Origin of the sequence: Bifidobacterium catenulatum subsp. kashiwanohense JCM 15439 = DSM 21854 (genome assembly GCF_001042615.1) — a bacterium.
Classification (GTDB): domain Bacteria; phylum Actinomycetota; class Actinomycetes; order Actinomycetales; family Bifidobacteriaceae; genus Bifidobacterium; species Bifidobacterium catenulatum.
On sequence record NZ_AP012327.1, the window covers coordinates 1,858,867 to 1,880,890 of the forward strand.

General features: G+C 56.2%; 17 protein-coding genes. 3 read left to right on the plus strand and 14 right to left on the minus strand.

Translation table 11 applies throughout. The features are described from left to right. Window positions 1–83: 83 nt before the first annotated feature. The 11 genes from BBKW_RS07920 to BBKW_RS07970 form a co-directional block, all read right to left on the minus strand. Window positions 84–1,220: an NADH:flavin oxidoreductase/NADH oxidase gene (locus tag BBKW_RS07920; protein WP_033501643.1), complete on the minus strand. Its 1,137-nt coding sequence runs from the start codon at window positions 1,218–1,220 to the stop codon at window positions 84–86. 211 nt (window positions 1,221–1,431) lie between these two features. Then, window positions 1,432–3,717 carry a transglycosylase domain-containing protein gene (locus BBKW_RS07925; protein WP_033501644.1) on the minus strand — a complete coding sequence of 762 codons (2,286 nt, stop codon included), beginning with the start codon at window positions 3,715–3,717 and terminating at the stop codon, window positions 1,432–1,434. 101 nt (window positions 3,718–3,818) lie between these two features. Continuing rightward, on the minus strand, window positions 3,819–4,544 hold the full coding sequence (locus tag BBKW_RS07930; protein ID WP_033501645.1) for a Crp/Fnr family transcriptional regulator: 726 nt from the start codon (window positions 4,542–4,544) through the stop codon (window positions 3,819–3,821). Between the two features lie 169 nt (window positions 4,545–4,713). Next, window positions 4,714–5,856, minus strand: a complete 1,143-nt coding sequence (locus BBKW_RS07935; protein ID WP_033501646.1) for a lipoate--protein ligase family protein — start codon at window positions 5,854–5,856, stop codon at window positions 4,714–4,716. Between the two features lie 225 nt (window positions 5,857–6,081). After that, the gene (locus BBKW_RS07940) at window positions 6,082–7,122 is read right to left on the minus strand and encodes a 3-isopropylmalate dehydrogenase (protein WP_033501647.1); all 1,041 of its coding nucleotides are present in this window, start codon (window positions 7,120–7,122) and stop codon (window positions 6,082–6,084) included. 132 nt (window positions 7,123–7,254) lie between these two features. After that, window positions 7,255–9,705: a S9 family peptidase gene (locus tag BBKW_RS07945; protein ID WP_193564547.1), complete on the minus strand. Its 2,451-nt coding sequence runs from the start codon at window positions 9,703–9,705 to the stop codon at window positions 7,255–7,257. A gap of 161 nt (window positions 9,706–9,866) precedes the next feature. Beyond that, window positions 9,867–11,102 carry an App1 family protein gene (locus tag BBKW_RS07950; protein WP_033501648.1) on the minus strand — a complete coding sequence of 412 codons (1,236 nt, stop codon included), beginning with the start codon at window positions 11,100–11,102 and terminating at the stop codon, window positions 9,867–9,869. A 144-nt stretch (window positions 11,103–11,246) separates the two neighbouring features. Then, window positions 11,247–11,651 carry a glycine cleavage system protein GcvH gene (gcvH, locus tag BBKW_RS07955; RefSeq protein ID WP_033501649.1) on the minus strand — a complete coding sequence of 135 codons (405 nt, stop codon included), beginning with the start codon at window positions 11,649–11,651 and terminating at the stop codon, window positions 11,247–11,249. 56 nt (window positions 11,652–11,707) lie between these two features. Beyond that, a complete protein-coding gene (nudC, locus tag BBKW_RS07960) occupies window positions 11,708–12,796 on the minus strand; it encodes an NAD(+) diphosphatase (RefSeq protein WP_033501650.1) in 1,089 nt (362 codons plus the stop codon). Between the two features lie 119 nt (window positions 12,797–12,915). Then, the gene (locus BBKW_RS07965; protein ID WP_033501651.1) at window positions 12,916–13,764 is read right to left on the minus strand and encodes an alpha/beta fold hydrolase; all 849 of its coding nucleotides are present in this window, start codon (window positions 13,762–13,764) and stop codon (window positions 12,916–12,918) included. 46 nt (window positions 13,765–13,810) lie between these two features. Next, on the minus strand, window positions 13,811–14,431 hold the full coding sequence (locus BBKW_RS07970) for an NUDIX hydrolase family protein (RefSeq protein ID WP_033501652.1): 621 nt from the start codon (window positions 14,429–14,431) through the stop codon (window positions 13,811–13,813). Window positions 14,432–14,621: 190 nt separating this feature from the next. Between BBKW_RS07970 and trxA the strand changes: the two genes are divergently transcribed. After that, on the plus strand, window positions 14,622–14,987 hold the full coding sequence (gene trxA, locus BBKW_RS07975; RefSeq protein ID WP_033501653.1) for a thioredoxin: 366 nt from the start codon (window positions 14,622–14,624) through the stop codon (window positions 14,985–14,987). Between the two features lie 246 nt (window positions 14,988–15,233). Then, on the plus strand, window positions 15,234–16,232 hold the full coding sequence (locus BBKW_RS07980; RefSeq protein WP_033501654.1) for an aggregation-promoting factor C-terminal-like domain-containing protein: 999 nt from the start codon (window positions 15,234–15,236) through the stop codon (window positions 16,230–16,232). Window positions 16,233–16,419: 187 nt separating this feature from the next. Here BBKW_RS07980 and BBKW_RS07985 read toward each other — a convergent pair whose 3' ends face one another. Continuing rightward, window positions 16,420–16,920 (minus strand): hypothetical protein, encoded by a 501-nt coding sequence (locus BBKW_RS07985; RefSeq protein ID WP_033501655.1) that lies wholly within the window; start codon window positions 16,918–16,920, stop codon window positions 16,420–16,422. Between the two features lie 337 nt (window positions 16,921–17,257). On the opposite strand from BBKW_RS07985, the gene BBKW_RS07990 reads away from it, so the two are divergent. Further along, on the plus strand, window positions 17,258–17,452 hold the full coding sequence (locus tag BBKW_RS07990; protein WP_048349537.1) for a hypothetical protein: 195 nt from the start codon (window positions 17,258–17,260) through the stop codon (window positions 17,450–17,452). A gap of 81 nt (window positions 17,453–17,533) precedes the next feature. Here the strand turns inward: BBKW_RS07990 and BBKW_RS07995 are convergent, their stop codons facing one another. Next, window positions 17,534–19,189, minus strand: coding sequence for a sugar transferase (locus BBKW_RS07995; RefSeq protein WP_048349538.1), 1,656 nt, complete (start codon window positions 19,187–19,189; stop codon window positions 17,534–17,536). A 128-nt stretch (window positions 19,190–19,317) separates the two neighbouring features. Continuing rightward, entirely contained in the window at window positions 19,318–22,017 is a 2,700-nt protein-coding gene (locus tag BBKW_RS08000) for a glycoside hydrolase family 31 protein (protein WP_033501657.1), read from the minus strand. Window positions 22,018–22,024 lie beyond the last annotated feature (7 nt).

Sequence of the window (22,024 nt, forward strand, 5' to 3'; positions counted from 1 at the left end):
GGCGCTACTGTATTGCGATTGCCAATCGCTACCTATTATTTATCTGATATTTATCTGACGATAATCCGAGCTATCAGCTCCATTTAATACGCGCCCCGCACGTATTGCGGCTGATAGGGCGCATTTTCGGTCGGAATATCAAGCTTGGCTGCAGCACGCAACGGCCAGTTCGGATCACGCAATGCCGCACGTCCGATTTCGATGGCATCGGCGGCGCCGGATTTGAGGATCTTCTTGGCCTGCTTCGGCTTGGTGATCAGACCGACCGCCGTGGTTGGGATTCCGGCGCGCGAACGCACCTGCTCCGAGAACGGAACCTGATAGCCGGGCTTGACCGGAATGGTCACACCCGGAATCATGCCTCCGGTGGAAACATCCACCAGATCGACGCCATGTTCCTTCAACACTTTGGCAAGGTCGACCGTCTGGTCGAGATCCCAACCGCCGGCGGCCCAGTCGGTTGCGGAAACGCGCACCAGCACCGGCATAGTGTCGGGCACGACGGAACGCACGGCGTCCACGACCTCGACCAGCATGCGGATGCGGTTTTCGAACGATCCGCCATACTCATCCTCACGCTCGTTGATCAGTGGGTCGAGGAACTGAGACAGCAGATAGCCGTGGGCCGCATGAATTTCCACCGCGTCAAAACCGATATCATAAGCACGCCAAGCAGCATCACGGAACTGGTCGACAATGGCATGGATCTCGTCAACGGTCAACGCGCGAGGCTTGGTCAGCGGGCCGAACGCGTTGGCGCTTGGCCCCACGGTCTTCCAACCGCCCTGCTCCTCCGGCACGCTCTCATGCCCGAAACCAATGGAGAAGCAGCCGGTGGAGGCCTTGCGTCCGGCATGGTTGAGCTGCACCGCCATGGTGGCGCCGGCGGCCTTCGTATCGGCAACAATCCAACGCCATGCATCCATCTGCTCGTCGGCCCACAATCCCAAGTCGCACGGCGAAATACGGCCCTCCGGCGCCACTGCAGTAGCTTCCACGATAATCATGCCGAAACCGCCCATGGCACGCGACACATAATGCTGGTAGTGGAATGGCGTGGGCAGGCCATCCTGGGCCAACGCGGAATACGTGTCCATCGGCGGCAGCCAGATGCGGTTGCGCACAGTCACGCCACGCAAAGTCATAGGCTCGAACAGGCCAACCGTGCCATTGGTTTTGGCCTTCTTCGACTGCTTTGCTTTCTTTTCGTCTTCGCTCATCGCAGTAGCTCCCCTCCGGTCGCATCTACTGGCTCCATGCCGATCAGCTGAACCTTCTTCTTGTATTTCCCTTGGGCTTCTCTGGGAATCTCGTGCCATAGAACCGGCACTACCTGCATTCTACGCAGAACGCCCGCCGAGCGTGGCGGGCGTTCATTGATTGTTCACTTCCATTCATTACATTGCGGAAGCGTCACTCATCTTCGGTCTGCTACTGATCCTGATTAGACCGCTGGTCGTTCTGCTGGCTTTGCTGCTGAAGCGACTGGTTCTGCTGCTGAATGATTGTGCTTTGCTGCTGTGTGGCATTCTGCTTTCCACCGCCGATCCTGGTGACCGCGCTGGATGTTGCGGAATACTTGGCCGCAGGCTGCCCATAATCGTTGTCAATCGGCAGCTGTTTGCGTTCCGCATAAGCATTCATAAAGTCACGCCATGCCGGGGCCGCGATGGTGGAACCATCCCAGTAGCCGTGGTATTGGCCGTTGATAGCGATATTCGCAATCGGGTGTCCAACCGGATTCTGCACGTCACCGACAAGCACGAATGTAGCGATCTGGTTCGGAATGAAACCACCTGTCGTAACTAGCTGATCCTCGTGGGTACCGGTCTTGGCGAAGGTCTTACGTCCGTTGGCCAACTGTGCCACACCGCTTGCGCCGTCGGGACGAACAACGCCTTGATTTATGGCCCAAGCAAGCGTTTGAATGATTTCCGGATCAACCGCCTGATGGCAGTTCGCGGAAGGCACCTTAATATCATTGCCGTCCGCATCAGTCACCTGCTTCAGCGCGATCGGATTGCATTGCACGCCATTGGACGCATATACAGCGAAGATGCTTGCCATCGTCAGCGGGGACACGTTGACGTTACCGACCATCATGGCAGGCACGAATGATGAGGTCTTGTCGAGCGTCTCACCGGTATTCGCATCATGATAGCCAAGTTCAGTTGCGGTATCGGCGATCTTGCACAAACCGATGATGGATCCCATGGAAGCCTGCGTGGTGTTATGAGACCTTGTCAAAGCCAATGCCGGCGTTTCCGGGTTCACCGTTCCATTGGTTATTGCGTTGGTGACGTTCCACGAATCGGTGCCGCCGGTATAACGATCACATGCGAACAACGAGGTCGAATACCTCGTAGACGTCTGCAGGTTCTCGTTGACAGAATGTCCCGCTTCCATCCATGCCACCAGATTGATAGGCTTCCACGACGAGCCGATGGAGAAGCCCATGCCGCCGCCGTCTTCTCGGTCCACGGCATAGTTCATGGAATCCCTGGTCTGGTCGTTCTGCGCCGCTTCGGTGGCATCATACGTTCGATTCAGACCGAAGCCCAGCACTTCTCCGGTACCCGGTTTGACGGACGCCATCACGATTTCCATGCCGGAGGAATCTTCCGGTGGAATGGTGTTGCGCGCGGTTTCGTTCAACAAGGTGTTGGCATCGATATCCAACGTGGTGACGATCTTCAGACCGCCCTCTTTCAGCAGTCTTTCCCTGTCCTCGCTGGTCTTGCCGAATTCCTTGGAATTCAAAATCTTATGCACCACGTAATCGCAGAAATAGCCCGCATCATAATCCGCGGCCATGCAACCGGTGGAAATAGGCTGGACATCAAGCGTATCCGCGAGCGGAGTATTGACCGCCTCCTGATATTCCGCATCCGAAATATAGCCCTGTTCGTTCATCAACTGCAGCACGATATTGCGTTGCTTCTCGGATTCCGGCTGGTTCGATTCGACGGAAGGATCGTACGCGTTCGGATTCTTGGTGATTGCCGCGATGGTGGCGGACTGCACGATGTTCAGCTGATCTGCGGTGGTGTTGAAATACCGCTTCGCAGCCGCCTGCACGCCATAGAGGCTATTGCCGCCGAACTGTGCGATATTGAGATATCCCTGCAAAATTTCAGGCTTGGAATACTGCTTCTCCATTTGCACGGAAATCAGCATTTCCCTCAATTTTCGTGCGATGGTATCTTCCGACGCATGGTATTGCGCAATCGGATCGTCATCCTGCTGCGCCTGCAGGATCAGCACGTTTTTGACATACTGCTGGGTAAGGGAGGAACCGCCCTGATGGTCGCCCTTCATGTATGTTTGGACGAACGCACGGAACACACCCTGCACATCAACGCCGCCGTGAGTGAAGAATCGTCTGTCTTCACGCGAGACCACGGCCTGCTGCATGTATTTGGAAATCTTCTTCAACGGCACGACTTCACGATTCTGATCCCAGAATTCGGTGATTTTCGTGGTGCCATCGGAAGCGTACATGGTCGACTTCTGCGGCAGGCTGGTCACATCAAAATCAATACCTTCGACCGACAGCGACGGAATAACCGCCTTGGCGACGCTGTTCGCGCCGAAAACCGCCGGTAGGAGGAACAAACTGGCGGCCACGCCGCCACCCACACTCAGCGTGATGTAGGCAATCACGAGTGCGAGCACACGTTGAACGGTCAAAGTCTTCTTTTCGGGCATGGTGCCCATTCTAAAGTGGTGGGTCTACTAATCAACCGCTCGCCCGCAGGCGTCACGGGTTTCTCACAAACAACCGTAAAACTTAAAAAACGCTGGAAAATAGTCGATAATTAACGTCTCGATCGCCGAATAAGCATACCCGGCTGGTAGATGATGATGGAACGGCCCTCACGCGCAATCCATCCACGGTTGGCGAAATCCATCAGCGCCTTGTTCACCGTTTCGCGCGACGAACCGACCAGCTGCGCCATTTCCTCCTGCGTCAGATCGTGTGGTACCTTCAATCCCGCCTCGACCGGCTCGCCGAAACGTGACGCCAGATTCAGCAGCGTTTTCGCCAAACGTCCCGGCACGTCCATGAACACAAGTTCCGAAATGCGCTCGTTGTTGTCACGCATGCGATGCGCGAGCACCTGAAGCATGTCGACGGCCACGCGCGGATGCTCGTCAAGCCATGCGAACAGGGCGTCATGTTCAAGCCACACGACTTTCGTGTCACTGGTCATAGCCACGGCGGACGCGGTGCGCGGCCCACCGTGCGGATCGAACACCGGAATCTCACCCAGCACTTCGCCGTACGCATGAATGCTCAACAACTGCACGCGCCTATCGGACGATTGCCGGATCAGTTTGACGCGCCCGCGTTCCAGCAGATACATGCGATGATCGGTGTCGCCTTCGCGGAAAATATAGTCGCCCTTGTTGTATTCGGCATGCTGCAGATGCGGCAGCAGTTCCTCCGCCTCTTCGGAGGAAACCTGCTTGAACAACGCGGTGTGCAGTAACGTCGCGCTTTCGCCACTGGGTCCACTATTGGTCTCGTTTGGCGTAGCCATTTGTCACACCTCCGTTCATAGGCACATCCTCTGGGCACGCCGACAGGCGTGTTGCCGGGCGCGCTGCCGCGGCTTCGAAAGCTTGCTGCTTTCCACATGCCCTCACGGAACACCAAGCTTTCGTAACGTTCTCATCGCCCTTGACATCAGGGCGGCTTCGACCATCGGGCTACATTGTAACTCGCCTGGCGGCGTCGAGCAGCCGTTCAACCACGTCTTCACGGCTCATGCCCGTCTGCGAGCGCATTGGATCGACTCGTTTTACCGCTGATTTCACCGCTTTGTCCGACATTTTCTCGCGTGAGGTGTTCAACACCCGCCCCATTTTTTCCGCGTCGATATCGTAGGCGAGGGTCACGTGGTGCAGTATGGCGCCAGGCCCTCCCCCTGCTGGCGTGAAGCGACGTTGCGCGGCTCCGCCGAGTTTGCCGTATTGCGTGGCGATGTCGTTGAGACCGGCGAATCGTACGTCGAGCCCGAGTTCCTTAAGCGCGCGCACCAGCCAGAAATCGCAGAGCCGGTATGATTCCTCGATGCTTATGCCTTGGGCGAAATCGAGCGGCACGTAGAGCGAGTAGGTGATGGTGTTGCCCGGTTCGATGAACATCGCCCCGCCGCCGGTGCAACGTCGGACCACGGTGAATCCTTCCTTCTGCGCAACCGCCGTGTTGACTTCGTCTTCGAGCGACTGGAATTTGCCGATGACCACCGCCGGGGCGGCCCATTCCCAGATACGCAGCGTGGGTTCGCGTTTGCCTGCCGCCACTTCGCGCGCCCATGCGATGTCGGTTTCCATTTGTTCGTTTGGATTTCGCGGTTTGTCGTGGATGACGGTCGGTTTCAGGGCCCGCCAGCGTTCCAGATATTCCTCTTGTGTCAGCGCATTATGCATTTCCGGTTGTTTCCCGGAATATTGTTTCGTAGACCGCGCGATATTTCCGTTGTTCGTTGCATCTTCCGCATTGCGCGATTCACTGTCTGTGATTGCGCGGAGGAAAGCGATGGCGATGCCTTCTTCCGTCATACCCACCAATCGCACGTTCGGATAGTTCGCGGTAATCACTTGCAATCGTCGTGTAATGTCGCGTTCGGGCGCGCTTCGCTGGCTTTGCAGCAAGTTTTCCCAATCCTGCAATAGTCGGCGGGAATCCTTGTCATCGCCGTTAAGAAAGAAATCGCCGTCGATCCGGCATTGTTCCACGGATTGGGTGGAACTTGCGCCTTCGCGGGAATATGCTGGAACGGCACCAGAAAGCCGGACGGAAACCCCTACGAGTTTGCCGCCCGGCTGCTTGTACAGGCCTCTGCTCATCAATCTTGGCTCTCTTGGCCGGAATCGTTGTAGTCGGCATTGTTGTCACTCATGGTTCCAACAATATCCCATAATTTGCCTTGTTGCTTTCATCCACCCTGAAAGCAATCCCTGAAATCCCCTGAATATGCGTGATGCCCGTCAAATCAAGCGTGAAACTCGATTCGACGGGCATCTCAACAGGCGAACAGATCCAGCAAAATCATATAATCCGGATCATGACCGTCACATGCGTGCCAGGATGTCGCGTCCGACCTTGTCGGTGGAGCGGGTGGTGGATCCCAGTTCCTCAATGTCGGCTTCGACGGCCGCATCGATCTTGGCTGCGGCTTCGTCGAATCCAAGGTGGCGCAGCAGCATGGCTGCGGAAAGGATCGCGGCGGTCGGATTGGCCCTGTTCTGGCCTGCGATATCCGGTGCGGAACCGTGAATCGGCTCGAACATGGACGGGTATTCGTCGGAAGCGTTGATGCATCCGGAAGCGGAATAGCCAACGCCACCGACCACGGCACCGGCCTCGTCGGTGATGATGTCGCCGAACAGGTTGTCGGTGAGGATCACATCGAAACGAGACGGATTGGACACCATGAAGATGGTGGTCGCGTCGATATGCAGATAATCGTGGGAGACTTCCGGATATTCCTCAGCGACCTTGTCTACGATGCGCTGCCACATGTCGCCCGCATTGACGAGCACGTTCTTCTTGTGCACGAGGGTCACATGCTTCCTGCGCTTCATGGCCAGCTGGAAGGCGTAACGTACCACGCGCTCCACACCGTAGGCGGTGTTGATGGAGACTTCGGTGGCCACCTCGTTCGGAGTACCGCGACGCACCGCTCCGCCGGCACCGCAGTACAGGCCTTCAGTGCCTTCACGCACCACAACGAAGTCGATGTCGCCCGGATTGGCGAGCGGGGAGGTCACCCCCTTGTACAGCTTGGAAGGACGCAGGTTGACGTACTGGTCGAGATCGAAGCGAAGCTTGAGCAGCAGGCCACGCTCCAAAATGCCGGCCTTGATACGCGGATCGCCGACGGCACCCAGCAGAATCGCGTCGGTCTTCTTGATGCGCTCCTCTTCCTCTTCCGGAAGAATCGCACCGTCACGCAGGTAACGCTCGGCACCAAGATCGAAATTCTCGTAATCGAATTCAGCGACACCCTCGGCCGCTTTCTCCAGAGCCTTCTGAGCCCACGGAGTCACTTCCTTGCCAATGCCATCGCCCGGAATGACGGCGATGGTGTACTTCTTTGCAGAATCACTCATAGCACGCGACTCTAGTCAACGAATCAGCACGTGGACGCGTAACGCTCAACTAATGGACACTCCATGCCGCTTTCCTGTACGAAACACACGAAAAGCATGAATCATACGAATCTCACAAATCGCACAACCTAATCAGCTGGTAATACCCATCACGCCAAGGCACCAGGCATTCTCATAGGAGATCTCCTCCCACTGCTTGTACCTTCCGGACGTACCCCCATGACCGGCCTCGACCTCAATCTTCGCCACAGCATCCACACCGGCACGCTGCAGGCGAGCCAACCATTTCATCGGCTCCACATACAGCACACGCGTGTCATTCATCGACGTGGTGATGAAAATCTTCGGGAAAACCGCAACCCGAGCATCATTGGCATCAGCCGGCGCATTCTCATACGGCGTATATTCCTTCATATACCGGTACACGTCCGCATTATGCAACGGATCGCCCCACTCATCCCACTCCGTAACCGTCAACGGCAACGACGGGTCAAGAATCGACGTCAACGCATCCACAAAAGGCACATCCGCCTCAATACCGGCAAAACATTCAGGAGCCATATTCGCCACAGCACCCATCAACAAGCCACCGGCGGAACCACCATCGGCCACCGTGCGAACAGGCGACGCCAAACCGGCACGCTGCAACGCACGAACGGCATCAACGAAATCCTCAAACGAATGCTTCTTATTGAGCAAATGCCCCTGCTCATACCAAGCACGACCCATCTCACCGCCGCCGCGAATGTGCGGCACCGCATAAAGCACACCACGATCAAGCATGCTGATACGAGACACCGAGAATCCCGGATCCGAACTGATCTCATACGCGCCATAACCAGTAACGAACATCGCCGAATCACAAGCAGGCACATCACGACGCCACACCAAGGAAACGGGAATGCGCTCACCATCGCGAGCGGTAACCCACACTCGACGCTCCATATATTCGCGCGGTTCAAATCCGCCAAGCACGGTGGCACGCTTCAACAGGCGATCCTCGCCGGTTGCCGGATCGATATCATGCAGCTCGCCGGGGCGCGTGTAACTGGCGAACGAGTAGCGTATACGGGGCGCATCATATGAAGGATTACCTCCCAGACCGATCGAATACAAGCGCCTGGTCTCCCCCGGCATCGCATCGGCGGTCGCACCATCCGACGAGGTCATCGCCTTGCGAGAAATCCCATGCACAGCCGACCCTTCGCCTTGCGCAGCGGCCAACTGGTCGAGCGCGCCCCACACTTCGGCACGCTCCACGTTGATCTCGTCCACCGACTCGTCAACATCCCAATCGCCTTCCAACGCGTGCGGAACCAACTCGGTGAACCGCCACGGTCGCCCTGCAAGAAAATCCTCCGCGGCCGCATCCTTCGTCATCACCGCGATATGCGCCAGGCTTTCCGCACGGTACTGCAACGCCACATAATGCCGGTGAATCGAAATTCCCTCGATGCCAAGACCGTGCGCACCCTGCAAAATGGCGGGATTGCAAGGATTCGAATACGGCGTGCCAATCGGCATCGAAGAAGCGCCCGGTTCGACATCGTCACCATGTTCGCATCCGTACGGCGAGCCAACGGCCACACGCACACCCTCGCCCAAACGGTATGGGGGCTCATGCAAACGCATGTCGATCACATCGATTTCGAAATTCGGGTTCAACGCATTATGGTAGACCACAGCGAGCGGGATGTCCTCGCCGTGCTCGCCGGCACCTTCAAAACGGCTGAAGCTCACATCGTATTCCACATCCGGCTCGCGCGGAATGAACGCACGGAATTCACCTTCCGGATCGTCGGTGGAAAGCAGCAGCACTTCGGTGGTGGTTTTCGAACCGGTGCAGATTACCAGATTGCGTTCGTCGAACGACAGGCCGATGCCCACCCAGAATCGTTCGTCCTGTTCGCGATACACCTCCACATCGTCGGTGATGGGAGTGCCAACGCGGTGACGCATCACCGCATATGGACGCCATGCGTCGTCGAGCAGCACATAGAACACCCATTGCGCGTCCGGTGTGAAGCAGGCGCCGCCGATGCCTTCGAACACTTCCGGCAGCTCATCGCCGGTTTCGATGTTGCGAATACGGAAATCGTAACGTTCGTCGCCGCTGGTATCAGTGCCGTACAACATCCAACGTCCATCTTTGGAAATATCCATGCCGCCGACGCGGAAGAAATCGTGGTCTTGCGCTTCGGCATTCGTGTCGAACACCACTTGCTCACCATCCATGGGCACGCCGATCTCAATGGTCGGCGGATCCCAATCGTCTGCGCCTCGAATCGGCACACGGCATTGCACCGCATACTGCTGGCCTTCCTTGGTACGTGTGAAATACCAGTAGCCGTCCATGCGAGTCGGCACGGACATATCAGTTTCCTGTACGTGCGATTTGAACTCGTCGAACAATGTGGTGCGTAAGTTTTTCAACGCTTCCATGCGCTGTTCGCAATATCGGTTCTGTGCGGCGACGTAATCCTGCACGTCCTGCGATTCCTTGTCGCGCAGCCATTCGTACTCGTCGATGAAGGTGTCGCCGTGGAACACGCGCTCCGTTGGCACGCGTTTCGCGATCGGCATCCCGCATTCGTCCAGACGGCCCTGACGGCTCTTGCCGCTTTCCCGCGCGCGCGTTGCGCCCTGTTCACCCCGAAAATCAGTCATGCAGGCGATTATACCGGCATCGCGGCCCCAATCCAGCGCAACGCTCATCCCCCTTGCTGTAAGTTGAAAGAAAAACGTCAGACGCCCAGCTGTTGTTTCAGGAACGGCAACATGGTTCTCATCAGATTCGATCCGGTCGTTCCCGTGAATACAGGAACGTCGGTGACTGGAATCGGCTGCGTGGACGCACGCCCCGCAACGGTGCCGAGATTACCGGCGGCCTCGCGTGGAGACAGCTGCCGAATGCCGATCGCAAGCACACGACCCGGATACCGACGCGCGATCGTGGCGTACGTGGTCGGATCCTTCTGCCCATCATCGCCGATCAGAATGAACTTCATATCGGGAAAATCAGCCATCAATTGTTCGGCATACTCGAGTTTGTGCTGCACTCCGGTAGGAATGAACGTTTTCGGGCGGGGATCGAGGTCACGCAGCAGCAGCGGTCCTTCCGGGAACCCATGGTCGGCGATGAAATGCCTAATCGAGCTTTCCACGTTCCACGGCGACGTCGACAGGTAAAAGAACGGGGCGTCCGGAAACATGTCCGCAATGCGGTTGAACAGCAGGTTCATGCCCGCAACCGGCATTTTCTTCTTCGGATCGAGCAGCAGCAGATTGTAGGCCGCTTTCATCAGGCTTGGCGCCTGCGTGACCATGACGGTGTCGTCCACGTCGGAGATCACACCGACTTTCGTGCCACTGGGAATGGTGAACAGGTTGGCTTTGACCGGTTTGCGGCTGCGCACCTTGTACGACACGTCGTGCACGCCGGGTTCGAGCAAATGTTCGGCCACGAGATCGAGATAGCCTGCGGAATCGGATGCGGCGAATTCGCTGGAAACATTGCGCTGCGCATCCACTTCGTCATACACTTCCGACGCCCCCACCTGCACGGTTTCGAGGGGCACGCCGTCGATGGCGATGCGCACCTTCGTATGCGGCGAGGGGATAGTGAGCATAGCGCGGATGCCTCGGGTCAGGCGGCCAGCCTGGCGTTTAAAGGGCCCGTACACGGTTCGGCAGATCAGGCGCGAGTAATGTTCGGTACCATAACCGACATACGGTTCCACGCGCGGATACCAGTTGAAATTGCGCACCACTAGCGTGGAGATTTTCAACCAACCACCGAAGGTCTTGGTAACGGCACGGCGAAACAGCTGTGTCAGCGGAGGCTTGACTTCGATGCGCTCATGTTTCGAAGCGGCATCGAAGGTGGTGACCACCTTGCGTGCGGGAATGGGCACGGTCGGCATGTCATCTTCGGATATGGCATCCGGTTCACGCTGGGGCAACGGCTGTGGTTCGGTCATATCCCCACTATAAAGGCGATTGCCGAACTGCCTGGTGTCCCAGCCGTGAAAATCAGGGATTATTCAGGGAACGGTAACGATTTCATACCTGATTTCGCATGCGGTTCCCTGTTTCTAGATGTTTCTAGACGGTTGCTGAGCCGTTTATTCCGCCACGATGTTGGCGTATTCCTCGGAGGAAAGCAGTCCCGGTTCGTCATCCTCAAGCTCGATTTTGAAAATCCAGCCTTCACCATACGGGTCACCGGTAACGATGCCCGGATCGTCGGCCGCTTCGCTGTTCACATAGCGGATTACGCCAGCCACTGGAGTGACCAACGGCGTAACGGCTTTGGAGGATTCCAATTCCGCCACTTCGTCGCCGGCCTGCACTTCGGTGCCGACTTCCGGCAGATCGATGTATACGAGTTCGCCAAGCTGGTCGGCCGCATATTCGGTGATGCCCACCATGGCCGGTTCGGTGGAAGCATCCACCCACACATGCTCGTCGGAGTATTCGAGATGCTCGGGAACGTCCAGATTCGGCTTGTTGTCGTTTTCTTCACTCATGAAAGCTCATTCTACGTCAATCACGTGCATTTCCCATAGCGCTGTACCGAAACTTGTTATGGCAGATCGTGGCCGAGCCATTCTTCGATCATGTAGCGGGCGATGGTGGCCTTTCCGGGGGATTCCATACGCCCTGCTACCAGCTCGTTCATATATTCGTCTCGGGTCATCCAACGCGCCTGCAGAGTCTCGTCGCCGTCCACATGCACGTCGGTGGTATCGGCCACGCCTTTGAACGCCATCATGAGCGAGGCTGGGAATGGCCATGGCTGCGATCCCAAATATTTGAGTTCGCCCAGTTCGATGCCGACCTCCTCTTTGGCTTCGCGCCGGCATGCGTGCTCCAGGTTCTCGCCCGCCTCCACGAAGCCTGCGGACACGGAATACAGGCCGGTATTGCGCCATGCACTGTTGTGCTGCAGCAGCAGACGGTCCTCATGGTCCACAATCGCCGTGATAACGGCCGGCTCCACCCTGGGGAACAGCAGCCGTTTGCCATCCGCTTCGCTGGTGCACCGCTGCGCCCATCCGCCCAACGCGGGTTCGGTCGGGGCGCCGCATGTGGGGCAATGGCGTTGACGCGCATGCCATACGCCCAGCGAGATCGCCGTTGTGGCCTGGCCTGCTTCGCGTGCGCTGGCATGCGGGGCGAAGCCACGCAGGTCAACCCAGTCGAATCGTTCCGCCGCGTTTTCCAACAGCGATTTCGACGTTTTCTCTTCCGGCTCACGCGGTTCGTCGAACGCGTCGTCCGCTCCCATATGCTCGCTGCTCGCAGCCATCGGCTCCGCAGCCCTCACACGAGACACATCAACGGCCACCACATGCTCGTCACGATTGCCACCATATGAGCCGAGGAATATGGCGAGCGCCGTCGGATGCGTGTGCAGTTCCGTCGTCACGTAGGCTCCGGGCAGCTGCGCCAAACGCATGTGCACGTTGGCGTAGTCCGCGATGGCGCCTTGTCCGCGTGGCACCGCCACCATGCCGTCTTTGACGAGAATGACTTTCGTGGCAGGTTCCAGCAGCACCGTGTCGAACAGGTCGGGTTCGTCGCGTCTTGAAACCTCATAGTCGATGTCGCCTTGTGCAAGTGGCAGGAACGGCAGTGACTGAGTCAGCGCCAGTGGCGAGAACACGCTCATCGATTGCTTCTTTCCTTGAATACGATATATGGAAGATATATTTCTCTATATACATCGTATTTTCTTTATATTTTTTGTATATCTGATTGCGCTATTGACGGCAGTTGCGGGAATATCGTCTACTGCACTCTGCGCACCAATGCAAGCAGCGCGTCGGCGACCGCCTGCGGATGCTCATAAGCGCTGAAATGACCGCAATCAAACACCACCGTCATATCCGTGCTCGTAGCCGTCATCGCATCGGCGATCGGTGCCATCACGCTCGGCGGGCTCGACGGATCCTTGTCGCCGCAGATCACCGCGACCGGCGCTGTAATCGTTGATAGCACATCGTTCAAGTCCGGGCGCCCAGCCGCCATGCGTTCACGCCAGGCGATACCTTCGGCCGGCTGCTCGTTGATCCATGCAGTGAACTGTTCGCGGTAGGCGTCCGACTGTTTGATGGTTGAATCCTCAGGCGTGGCGGCGGCGAATCCCATAACCGGCTCGTGTGTGCCTGTCGATTCGCATTCCTCGGCGATCGCGATGCGTTTCGCACGCATCTGCTCGGAATCAGCGGCAGCCTTCGTGTCGCATAATGCCAGTGCGGCGACGGCTCCGGGGTGCAAGCGCTGAATGTCGAGAATCAGGTAGCCGCCCATTGAAAGACCCACCCAAATCGCCTTGTCGTATCCGGCAGCGTGCAACAGGTCGACGTAAGCGTCGGCCATGCGGTCCAAACCATTGGGGAAAGCGCCGTCCGCGTCTTTGCCTCCACTGTTCTCGTCGGAAGGAATCGGTCCTTCTCCTGCGCCGGGCATGTCGGGAGCCCAAATCGGGAACTGTTTCATGCCATGTTCCGCAGTGGTCGTTTTCAACGCATCCGCGCATTCGTTCCACATGCGGTGGTCCACGGGGAACCCGTGCACCAGTACCACGGGAATCCCCTCACCCTCGCAATACACGTTGTTATGCAATTCGATCGTCATATGCGTTCCTTCGTTGCTCTCCCCTGTTGTTGCATGTATTCGCAGCCTATTTGCCGGTCCACGCGATCGCCTGACGCACAATCGTGCCATATCCGTTGCTCATCTGGTTGACGAAAGTGTCGAGGATCTCACTGTTCGGATTGACCCATTCCACGTCGAGCGTCTCGTCCTGCGGCTTGCAATCGCCCGCAATCGGCACCACATAGCACAATGCGATCGCATGCTGGCGGGAATCGAAATAGTCGGACAGTCCGGGCGTCGGGAAAAATTCAGCCACGGTGAACGGCTGTAGGCTCACTGGCAACTGCGGCAGCGCGATATCTCCCAAATCCTTGGCGATATTGCGCGCCACGGCCTCACGCAACGATTCGTGGTAGAGCACGCGGCCGGCGATCAGCGTTCGTTCGATGCGGCCGTCGTCAGACACACGCAGCAGCGATCCGACCTGTGAGACGCGTCCCAGATCGTCGGTGCGCACCGGCACCACGAGCACGTATGGTATCGGCATTTCACCGCGCATACGGTTGATTTCGTCGGAAGCAAGCCATCCTGGAGGGTTTCCTATTCCACGGATGAAATCCTCCGGCGTGATGTCGTCGAATTCTCCGCGACGGCGGCCTGCATCGAAATCGCCCTTGTCGGGCACTTCATCATTCATCACTGGCATAGTCCCATTATCACGCATCTTGTGTGAATTGGCTGGAAAAGCATGCGCTGGAAGACGATTCCTCTGATAGCGGATCTTGCGCATGCCGGGAATACGTAGGGTTGGGGCACGGTTATATACTTCAAAGCAATCGCATACGAAGGGCGTAGCCCGTCACGCGCGTCGATGGCACGAACAGCAAGGAGCAATCATGGCAACGCATGCAGTCACTTCCAAGGATTTCAATCAGATTGTGGAATCCAATGATCTGGTATTCGTGGATTTTTGGGCGACCTGGTGCGGTCCGTGCCACGCATTCGGCCCGACGTTCGAAAAGGCGAGCGAAGCGAATTCTGACATTTATTTCGCCAAGGTCGATATCGACCAGAATCCGGATCTCGCTTCCGCGGCCAAGGTACAGGCTGTGCCGACGTTGATGGTGATCAAGAATCAGCAGATTGTGTTCCAGCAGGCCGGTGCGTTGCGTGCGTCGGATCTGGACGATCTGATTGCGCAGGCCAAGGCGTTGGACGTCAACGCGGCCGCTGCCGAAGAGGCTGAGGCGCAAGCAGAGTAGGCTAAAAATTACAATGATTTCAAAGGTGTCGTTCGATGGTAAGCATCAACGGCACCTTTTGTTTTGCGTACCTGTTGCTTACGATTGCTTTGCCCGCCTGTTACATATACGCCCGCCCGGTTTCCATGGCGTGAGGTAAACTCATCCATTAGATGCGCGCTTTCCGGCGAAGCCCCGTGTGGCAGCGCGCCGCATGCCGAGCATGCGTGAATTCGTCGAGGATCTGAACGCGCGTATAGGAGTAGAATGGCTAACCACAGCAAACACGCCCGATCATCTACCTTCGTCATGCCGAGCAAGTCCTCGCTGGTGAAGATCGCCGCAACGGTCGCGGCGGTGGGCCTGTTGGCTACCGGCGGCATTGTGTCGCGCAATCTTTACACGTCCGCGAAGCAGAATACAACCAATCAGGCCACAGCTTTCTCCGTCACAGATTCCGCGGAGGCGTCTCGTGGTAATGCCCGCGAGCTGCTTAATGGAGACACCTCGTACGTTACCGTGAAAGTCAACGGCAAGTCGCGCGTGGTGCCCGGCACCAATTTCACCGACGTGAAATCCGTGCTTGACGCGGGTGACATCACACTCGAACCGGAAGACACGGTCTCCCCCTCACTCACCACCAAGGTCGATGAGAAAACCGTGATCACCATTCAGCGTGCCGGCGCAAGCGTCGAGGTTGCCGACACCGCCATCGGCTTCAATGTCGTCAAGAAGGAAACCTCAAGCCTGCCGGAAGGCCAGGAGAAGGTCGAGACGGAAGGCGAAGAGGGCGTGATGGAAACCACGAACCTCGTGACCAAGTCTGGCGACACCGTGGTTTCCTCCAACATGATCAGCTCGTATGTGAAGAAGGCTCCGGCCGACAAGGTCATTCTCGTCGGCACCGGCTCCGCTTCGTCGTCGTCCTCCAACGCTTCCACGTCAATCGGCACCACTGTGCCGGCGGGCGAAATGCAGCAGTGGGCTCACGATTATCTGCTGTCGAACGGCTACACCGAAGCCGATTTCACCGCCACCGTATACATCATCACTCACGAGTCCGGTTGGAGTGTCACCGCAACGAATCCGAGTTCGGGCGCCTATGGCCTGCCCCAGGCATTGCCTGGTAGCAAGATGGTGAGCGAGGGTGCCGATTGGGCCACCAATTATCAGACCCAGCTCAAGTGGTTCTGGGGCTATTGCGCGCAGCGTTACGGTTCCATCCAGGGAGCCTATTCGTACTGGCTCGCCAACCACTGCTACTGATATGCTTCGTCACGCTAATTTCAGCACGATCAGATGGCAATGCTCGTATTGAAATGTTTACAATGATTGGTGATTAATATTCAATTTACGTAATTCAGCGCATATAGTTTGAGCCCCGTAATATTCGAAGATATTACGGGGCTCAAACTATATTGTGATTCGAGATATCACCAAGATACTATCGGTTTCACAGAGCGTTGTTGGCGCCAATCACCGTAGCTTCCTTGACATCGTCGATCTTCCTGCGCTTGCGGCCGCCATGCCCGGCCTTCGGACCGCGCTTACCGACGGTGCCGCTACGAACCCCGTTCTTGGCGTCGAAGAGGATCACGCGCTCATCGCTGTGATATTCGCCTTCCAAGGCAAAGTAGGCGATCTTGTCTGCAGGCACTTCTGGGAAAGTGAAGAACTTCTGCGTTGCAACAAGCAGGTCAAGATTGCGAGTGGTCACGGAAGCCGGACGATCAGCGTTCGGATCGTTGAACTGAACCGCGAAATCGTCGTTCTTGTCGCACACCTGGATCGCGAACTTGCCACGCTCGTAATTCACCAGCAGCTTGACGAATTCCGGACGGCCGAGCACTTCGGAAACACCCTTGGAAAAACGAACAGATTCAAGCATGACCGTCATGGTCAACTTGCCACCCGTTCTTTCGCCAACTTCTTTGAAACCATCAAGAACGGACATGTAAATCCCTCCTTTATTGTAAATAACTACGTAAAATACTGTACCTCATTGTCGGCAATAAAACGAATCGAATCTTAGGGAATACATATCCGTATTTTTAAGAACACAACATAATACGGAAAAACTTAATGAGGCCATCTCGCGCAACCACTTTTTGTAATCATTTTCATTTTTTAAATGTTTCCCCAGCAACAATTTTCATTGAAATTTCGCCATTTCTTGGTACTTTTTACACTCCAATTGAAATGGAACATACACTACACGGTTACAGCATCGCAAACGCAATCAAAGAAGATGGAATCCCGTCGCAAAGCAGGATTCCGACATTGCTAACAGCGTGGCGGAATCCTTGAGTAATGTGGTGAAAAAGTCGCTGCACGCTTCCAGCAAAGAGTCGCCGGTGAAGCTTTTCATGGTGCAGCGCACCGCGGAGTCCGTAGCTCCCAGCTCCTCGAACGGCAACTACTATTACTATTACGACGAGGGCGGCAAGAAGAGCCAAAGCCGAAAGAAGAGCAAGCACCAAAACTGACTTAATCTCAGCAAAATAATCGCCTCCCTTTCTACTAGAAAGGGAAGCGATTTTTCGAGTTTATGCAACGCAATACGCAGCTTAGTAGGAACCGGTACCGCGGAAAACTACGAGCACGGTCTTCGCAAGAATCGCGAGATCTCCAGCGATGGACCAATTCTCGATGTACGAAACGTCCAAATACTCGCTCTGCTCCTGCGAAAGATCCGAACGACCGGAAACCTGCCACGGACCGGTAATGCCGGGCTTCACCAGCAAACGCGTGGAATACAAGGAGCCATAGCGGGCAACCTCGTCAGGCAACGCCGGACGCGGCCCAACCAAAGACATATCGCCTCTCAACACATTAAAGAACTGAGGGAACTCATCCAACGAAGTCTTACGAATAAAATGGCCGACCTTCGTAATACGTGGATCATCCTTCATTTTGAAGATAAAGCGATCGCTCTGGCCATTCTCTTCCGCAAGCTTCTTCTTCAACTCTTCTGCATTGGTAACCATGGAACGGAACTTGTACATGGTGAACGGCTTACCATGTAACCCGACGCGCTGCTGAGAGAAAAACACCGGGCCACCATCATCGAGCTTGATGGCAATAGCCACACCAAGCATAATCGGCGAAGAAATCAACAACGCGCAAGCCGAACCTATGATGTCAACGACACGCTTCACCACAGCAGTAACAGTAGTGTATTGCGGCAGACTCGCCAACAACACCGGCTGCTCAGCAGTATTACGCAAATACAAGCGGTGCCCGCTCACATCAGCCAAAGACACAGCCAAGGCAAGCTCCATGCCCAAAGATTCCACTGCAAGAGAGATACCATGCAGCATTTCGGAATCACGAGACAGTACGTCGGCAACGTACACTTCTTGAGCGCAAAGGCTTTCGCACGTGCGGGGAAACGCGGAATTAAACGGAATCACCTTCAGCATGTCGGCACCCTCAATGGTGGGGTCCGGCTCGAACGAAGTGACCACATACGCATCTTTCTTGCTGCCGTCAGCTTCGATCGGGCATACTGCGACCGGCGAATACCCCCAATTGGAATAATCCTGCATGGTACGCAACGCACGGTTAATACCGTCGGAAGAACCAATCACCACGGTCTTATACTTGTAAGAACCTTTTTTGCGGCTGCGATGCAACCACTGACGCATCTGCCAACGGGCAATCACTTCCAGAAAGAACGCGATGATCGGGGCAATGATAAGCGCCGTTCGTGGAAGCGTAAGTTTGAAAATAAACGCAATCGAGCAATACGTGATAATAGTGAGCAGCGAAGCGTTGATGATCTTCGCGTACAGCTCATAGCCTTCCGCCATCACATGCCTATGGTATGCACCGACGATCGTAAGGCTCAATACCCAGATGGCACTGAAGCAAACAAGAAATAGCCAGAATGGCATGACACTACCGATGGCTTCATATGCAGAATTGTTTGCCCACAGGCTGAACGCGAGAGAAACCAGCATGACGGCAAGGTCGACCATTACCAGACAGGCAACGAACGAATACCTCCACCCCGGAACGACCTGCTTCTTGGCTCTCATGCGGCTATGCCCGTCCCCATCAACGGGAAACGGCGTGTTCGAGAATGTCATCGGTTCAAACTGTGAAACGTTTTGAGCTTGATCCTGAACATGCGCCCGCTGCTGATGCCATGCGTTAGAGGAAACAATATGAATTTCCTCCGTCTTTGACGTTGAATCCGAATCGCAGGAGTTCCCTCGCATGTCCAATCCCTTCAGTCTAGCTCTTACACTCCATCCTTCTAGGGCAGATTACACCCACCCCCCCCCCCGAGTAACATCCACCACCCTAGAATGGCATAGAAGGGTGATGGATGTCGGTACTCCCAGAATCAGCTTCGAAGGAGGATTTCTTCCAAGGCGCTGATCACCGAATCGGGCATGCCGGATGTGACGAACAGCTCGTTGCTGAAACGGGGCGCGGTATCGAAGGTGCGCAGAGCCCCAAGCGCACGCACTCCTTGCTCACGAATCGCCTGCATCGCATGCTCTTTGGAAATGTACGGCATTTGCGCATGCAAGAGCACGTCAAGCACGTCCTGTTCGACTGAATTCTCGGCAATCTGCAGTCCGTCTGTAATCGTAACATCCAAGCGTGCGGCAGACGGCACGTCGCGCACAACGACCGACAGACTCAACGTCTGCTGATCGTATGTAATTTCTGCAGTATCGCAAGCTTTACCGTCAATTTCGATACGAACGTTCTGCGTGTCTGGCTGCGCAACTCCACGGAACACAATCCCCCAGTTACGCTGTGCCGGAATGGCTTCAGCACAGCCTTCCACCGGGTTGACGGTGAACTGCGTGGCATTGCCCGCATTCTTCCAGTCGAAGCTCATGCACGTATCGGCAACATGAGTTTGGCCATCGCAAGACTCGGCAGATGCAGAGCCGGAAGCAGCAGAAGCCACAGAACCGTCGTCTTCCTTGAGTGTGAACGAACCGTTCGTACCGGGGAACACCAGCACCTGCAGGGACTCCGGATTGCCCAGCTCATTCACCTTATTGCCCTCGCCAAGCTGCTGTAACGGCACGATACCGCCAGCCTTGGCAAACACCGGCATACGGTCGATCGCACGCCACACTTCCAAACGACGACCAGACTTCCCTGCCGAAACGTAACGGCGACCGTCAAAGAAGTCATACCATTCGCCTTGCGGCAGCCATACTTCCGTGCTACCCAGCTGCGCGGAATCGTCATTGTCAGAAACAATTGGTGCAACCAGCAGCTCAGTACCGAAACGGAATTCATCCGGCACCTCGTACGCCTGCGGATTGTTCGGATCCGCCCAATACATCGGCTCCACCAATGGCATGCCCTCGAACGCGGCGCGATAGTTCATGGTGTACAGGTACGGCAGCATCATATGGCGCAGTCGCAGCGAACCCACCATGGAATCGCGCACTTCCGCGGAAAAATTCCACGGTTCCTTACCCATGAACTGCGAATTGCTGGAATGTAGGCGATTGATCGGGCTGAACGTGCCAAGCTGGTACCAACGGGCTTCCAGATGTTCGTTACGATAGCCACACATATGACCGCCAATATCGTGACTCCACCATCCGTAGCCGATATTCGACGCGGTAGCAGTGAAATACGGCTGGAACTGCAAGGATTCCCACGTAACAATGGTGTCTCCCGAGAAGCCAACCGGGTAGCGGTGCGAACCCGGGCCAGCATACCGCGAGAAGGTGAGCGGCCAACGGTTGTTGCGTTCCGTGCAACTCACGTTACGTTTGGATTGCTCGACATGCATTTCATGCTCATCGCGAGCGCCCGACTCGGCGCACTTTTCGCATTCGCAGTTCTCATTTACATTGCGTTCGGAAGAAGTCGCGTAGCGCCCGGAATCCAGGTAGTGCAAGTGGTTGAGCACCCACAGCGGGTCGAGTCCCGGCTGACGGGTCACACCGCCCTGCTGCCAGTCAAGCCACCAGAAGTCAACGCCTTCGGCTTCCATACGATGATGCATGTCGAAGTAGGCGCTTACGAAATCCGGATTCGTCAGGTCGAATTCCACCGCCTCTTCGGTTGCGGGATCGATGCCGACACGTTTGGCCACCGCCTCATAGTCGTCTTCGAACGCGCGCACGCCGTCTCGCGGATGCACGTTCAACGTGGCTTTCAAGCCACGCTCGTGCAAGTCGCGCAAGAACGCCTCATGATCGGGAAACAGCTGCTTATCCCACGAATAGCCGGTCCAACCGGAACCGTATTTCGGATCGACATCGTCCACGCGGTGCCAGTCCATGTCAATCACGGATGTGGTGAACGGAATGCCTTCGCGCTTGAACCGGTCCATGAGCTGCAGGTATTCGTCTTGCGTGTAGCGGTAGTAGCGGCTCCACCAATTACCGAGTGCGAAGCGCGGCAGCAGAGGCGTTGGTCCGGCCAGCTTGTAGAAGTCTTGCACCGCTTCGGTGTAGCGGCGGCCGTAGCCAAAGAAGTAGAAGTCGGTTTCCGCGTGATCGCGTGGCATAACCCATGCACCAAGCGGATTCGGTTTGCCGTTCACTTCATGCGCTTCCACGATCACGTTTGCGGCGGAATCGTCGAGTACCGCCCAACCGTCTCGCGAAATCACACCATCGTCCAGAGGAATTTCGCCGTTCGCCTCGTCGAGCGTGCGCGCGGTGCCTTTGAGATTATGCTTCGGCTCGTCGCCGTAATACCACGTATTGAACTGGGTGTCGGCCACGCCCTTGACGACCACGCTCAAGCCTTCTTTGCTGAACGGCTTGCCATCGTACGTCACATACAGCGCGGGGGTGTCAACAATGAGCAGTCCGTCGCGATGCGTCACCGTGAATTGCGGGTCGGCGCCAAAATCGCGGTTGACTACCATTTGCGTGAGATTGTCTTCAAATTCGCCGGAGTCTGACCATTCGAAGCGGATCAGCGATTCCGTTAGAATGCCAATCCTCCAATGATCCCCTTGTAAAACCGACGATTCTCGCATTTTCGGACGTGCCTTGCGCATATAGTCGACGAATACCGTGCCGGTTGCGTTATCTGATGCGTTGTTTGTCATACCGCTC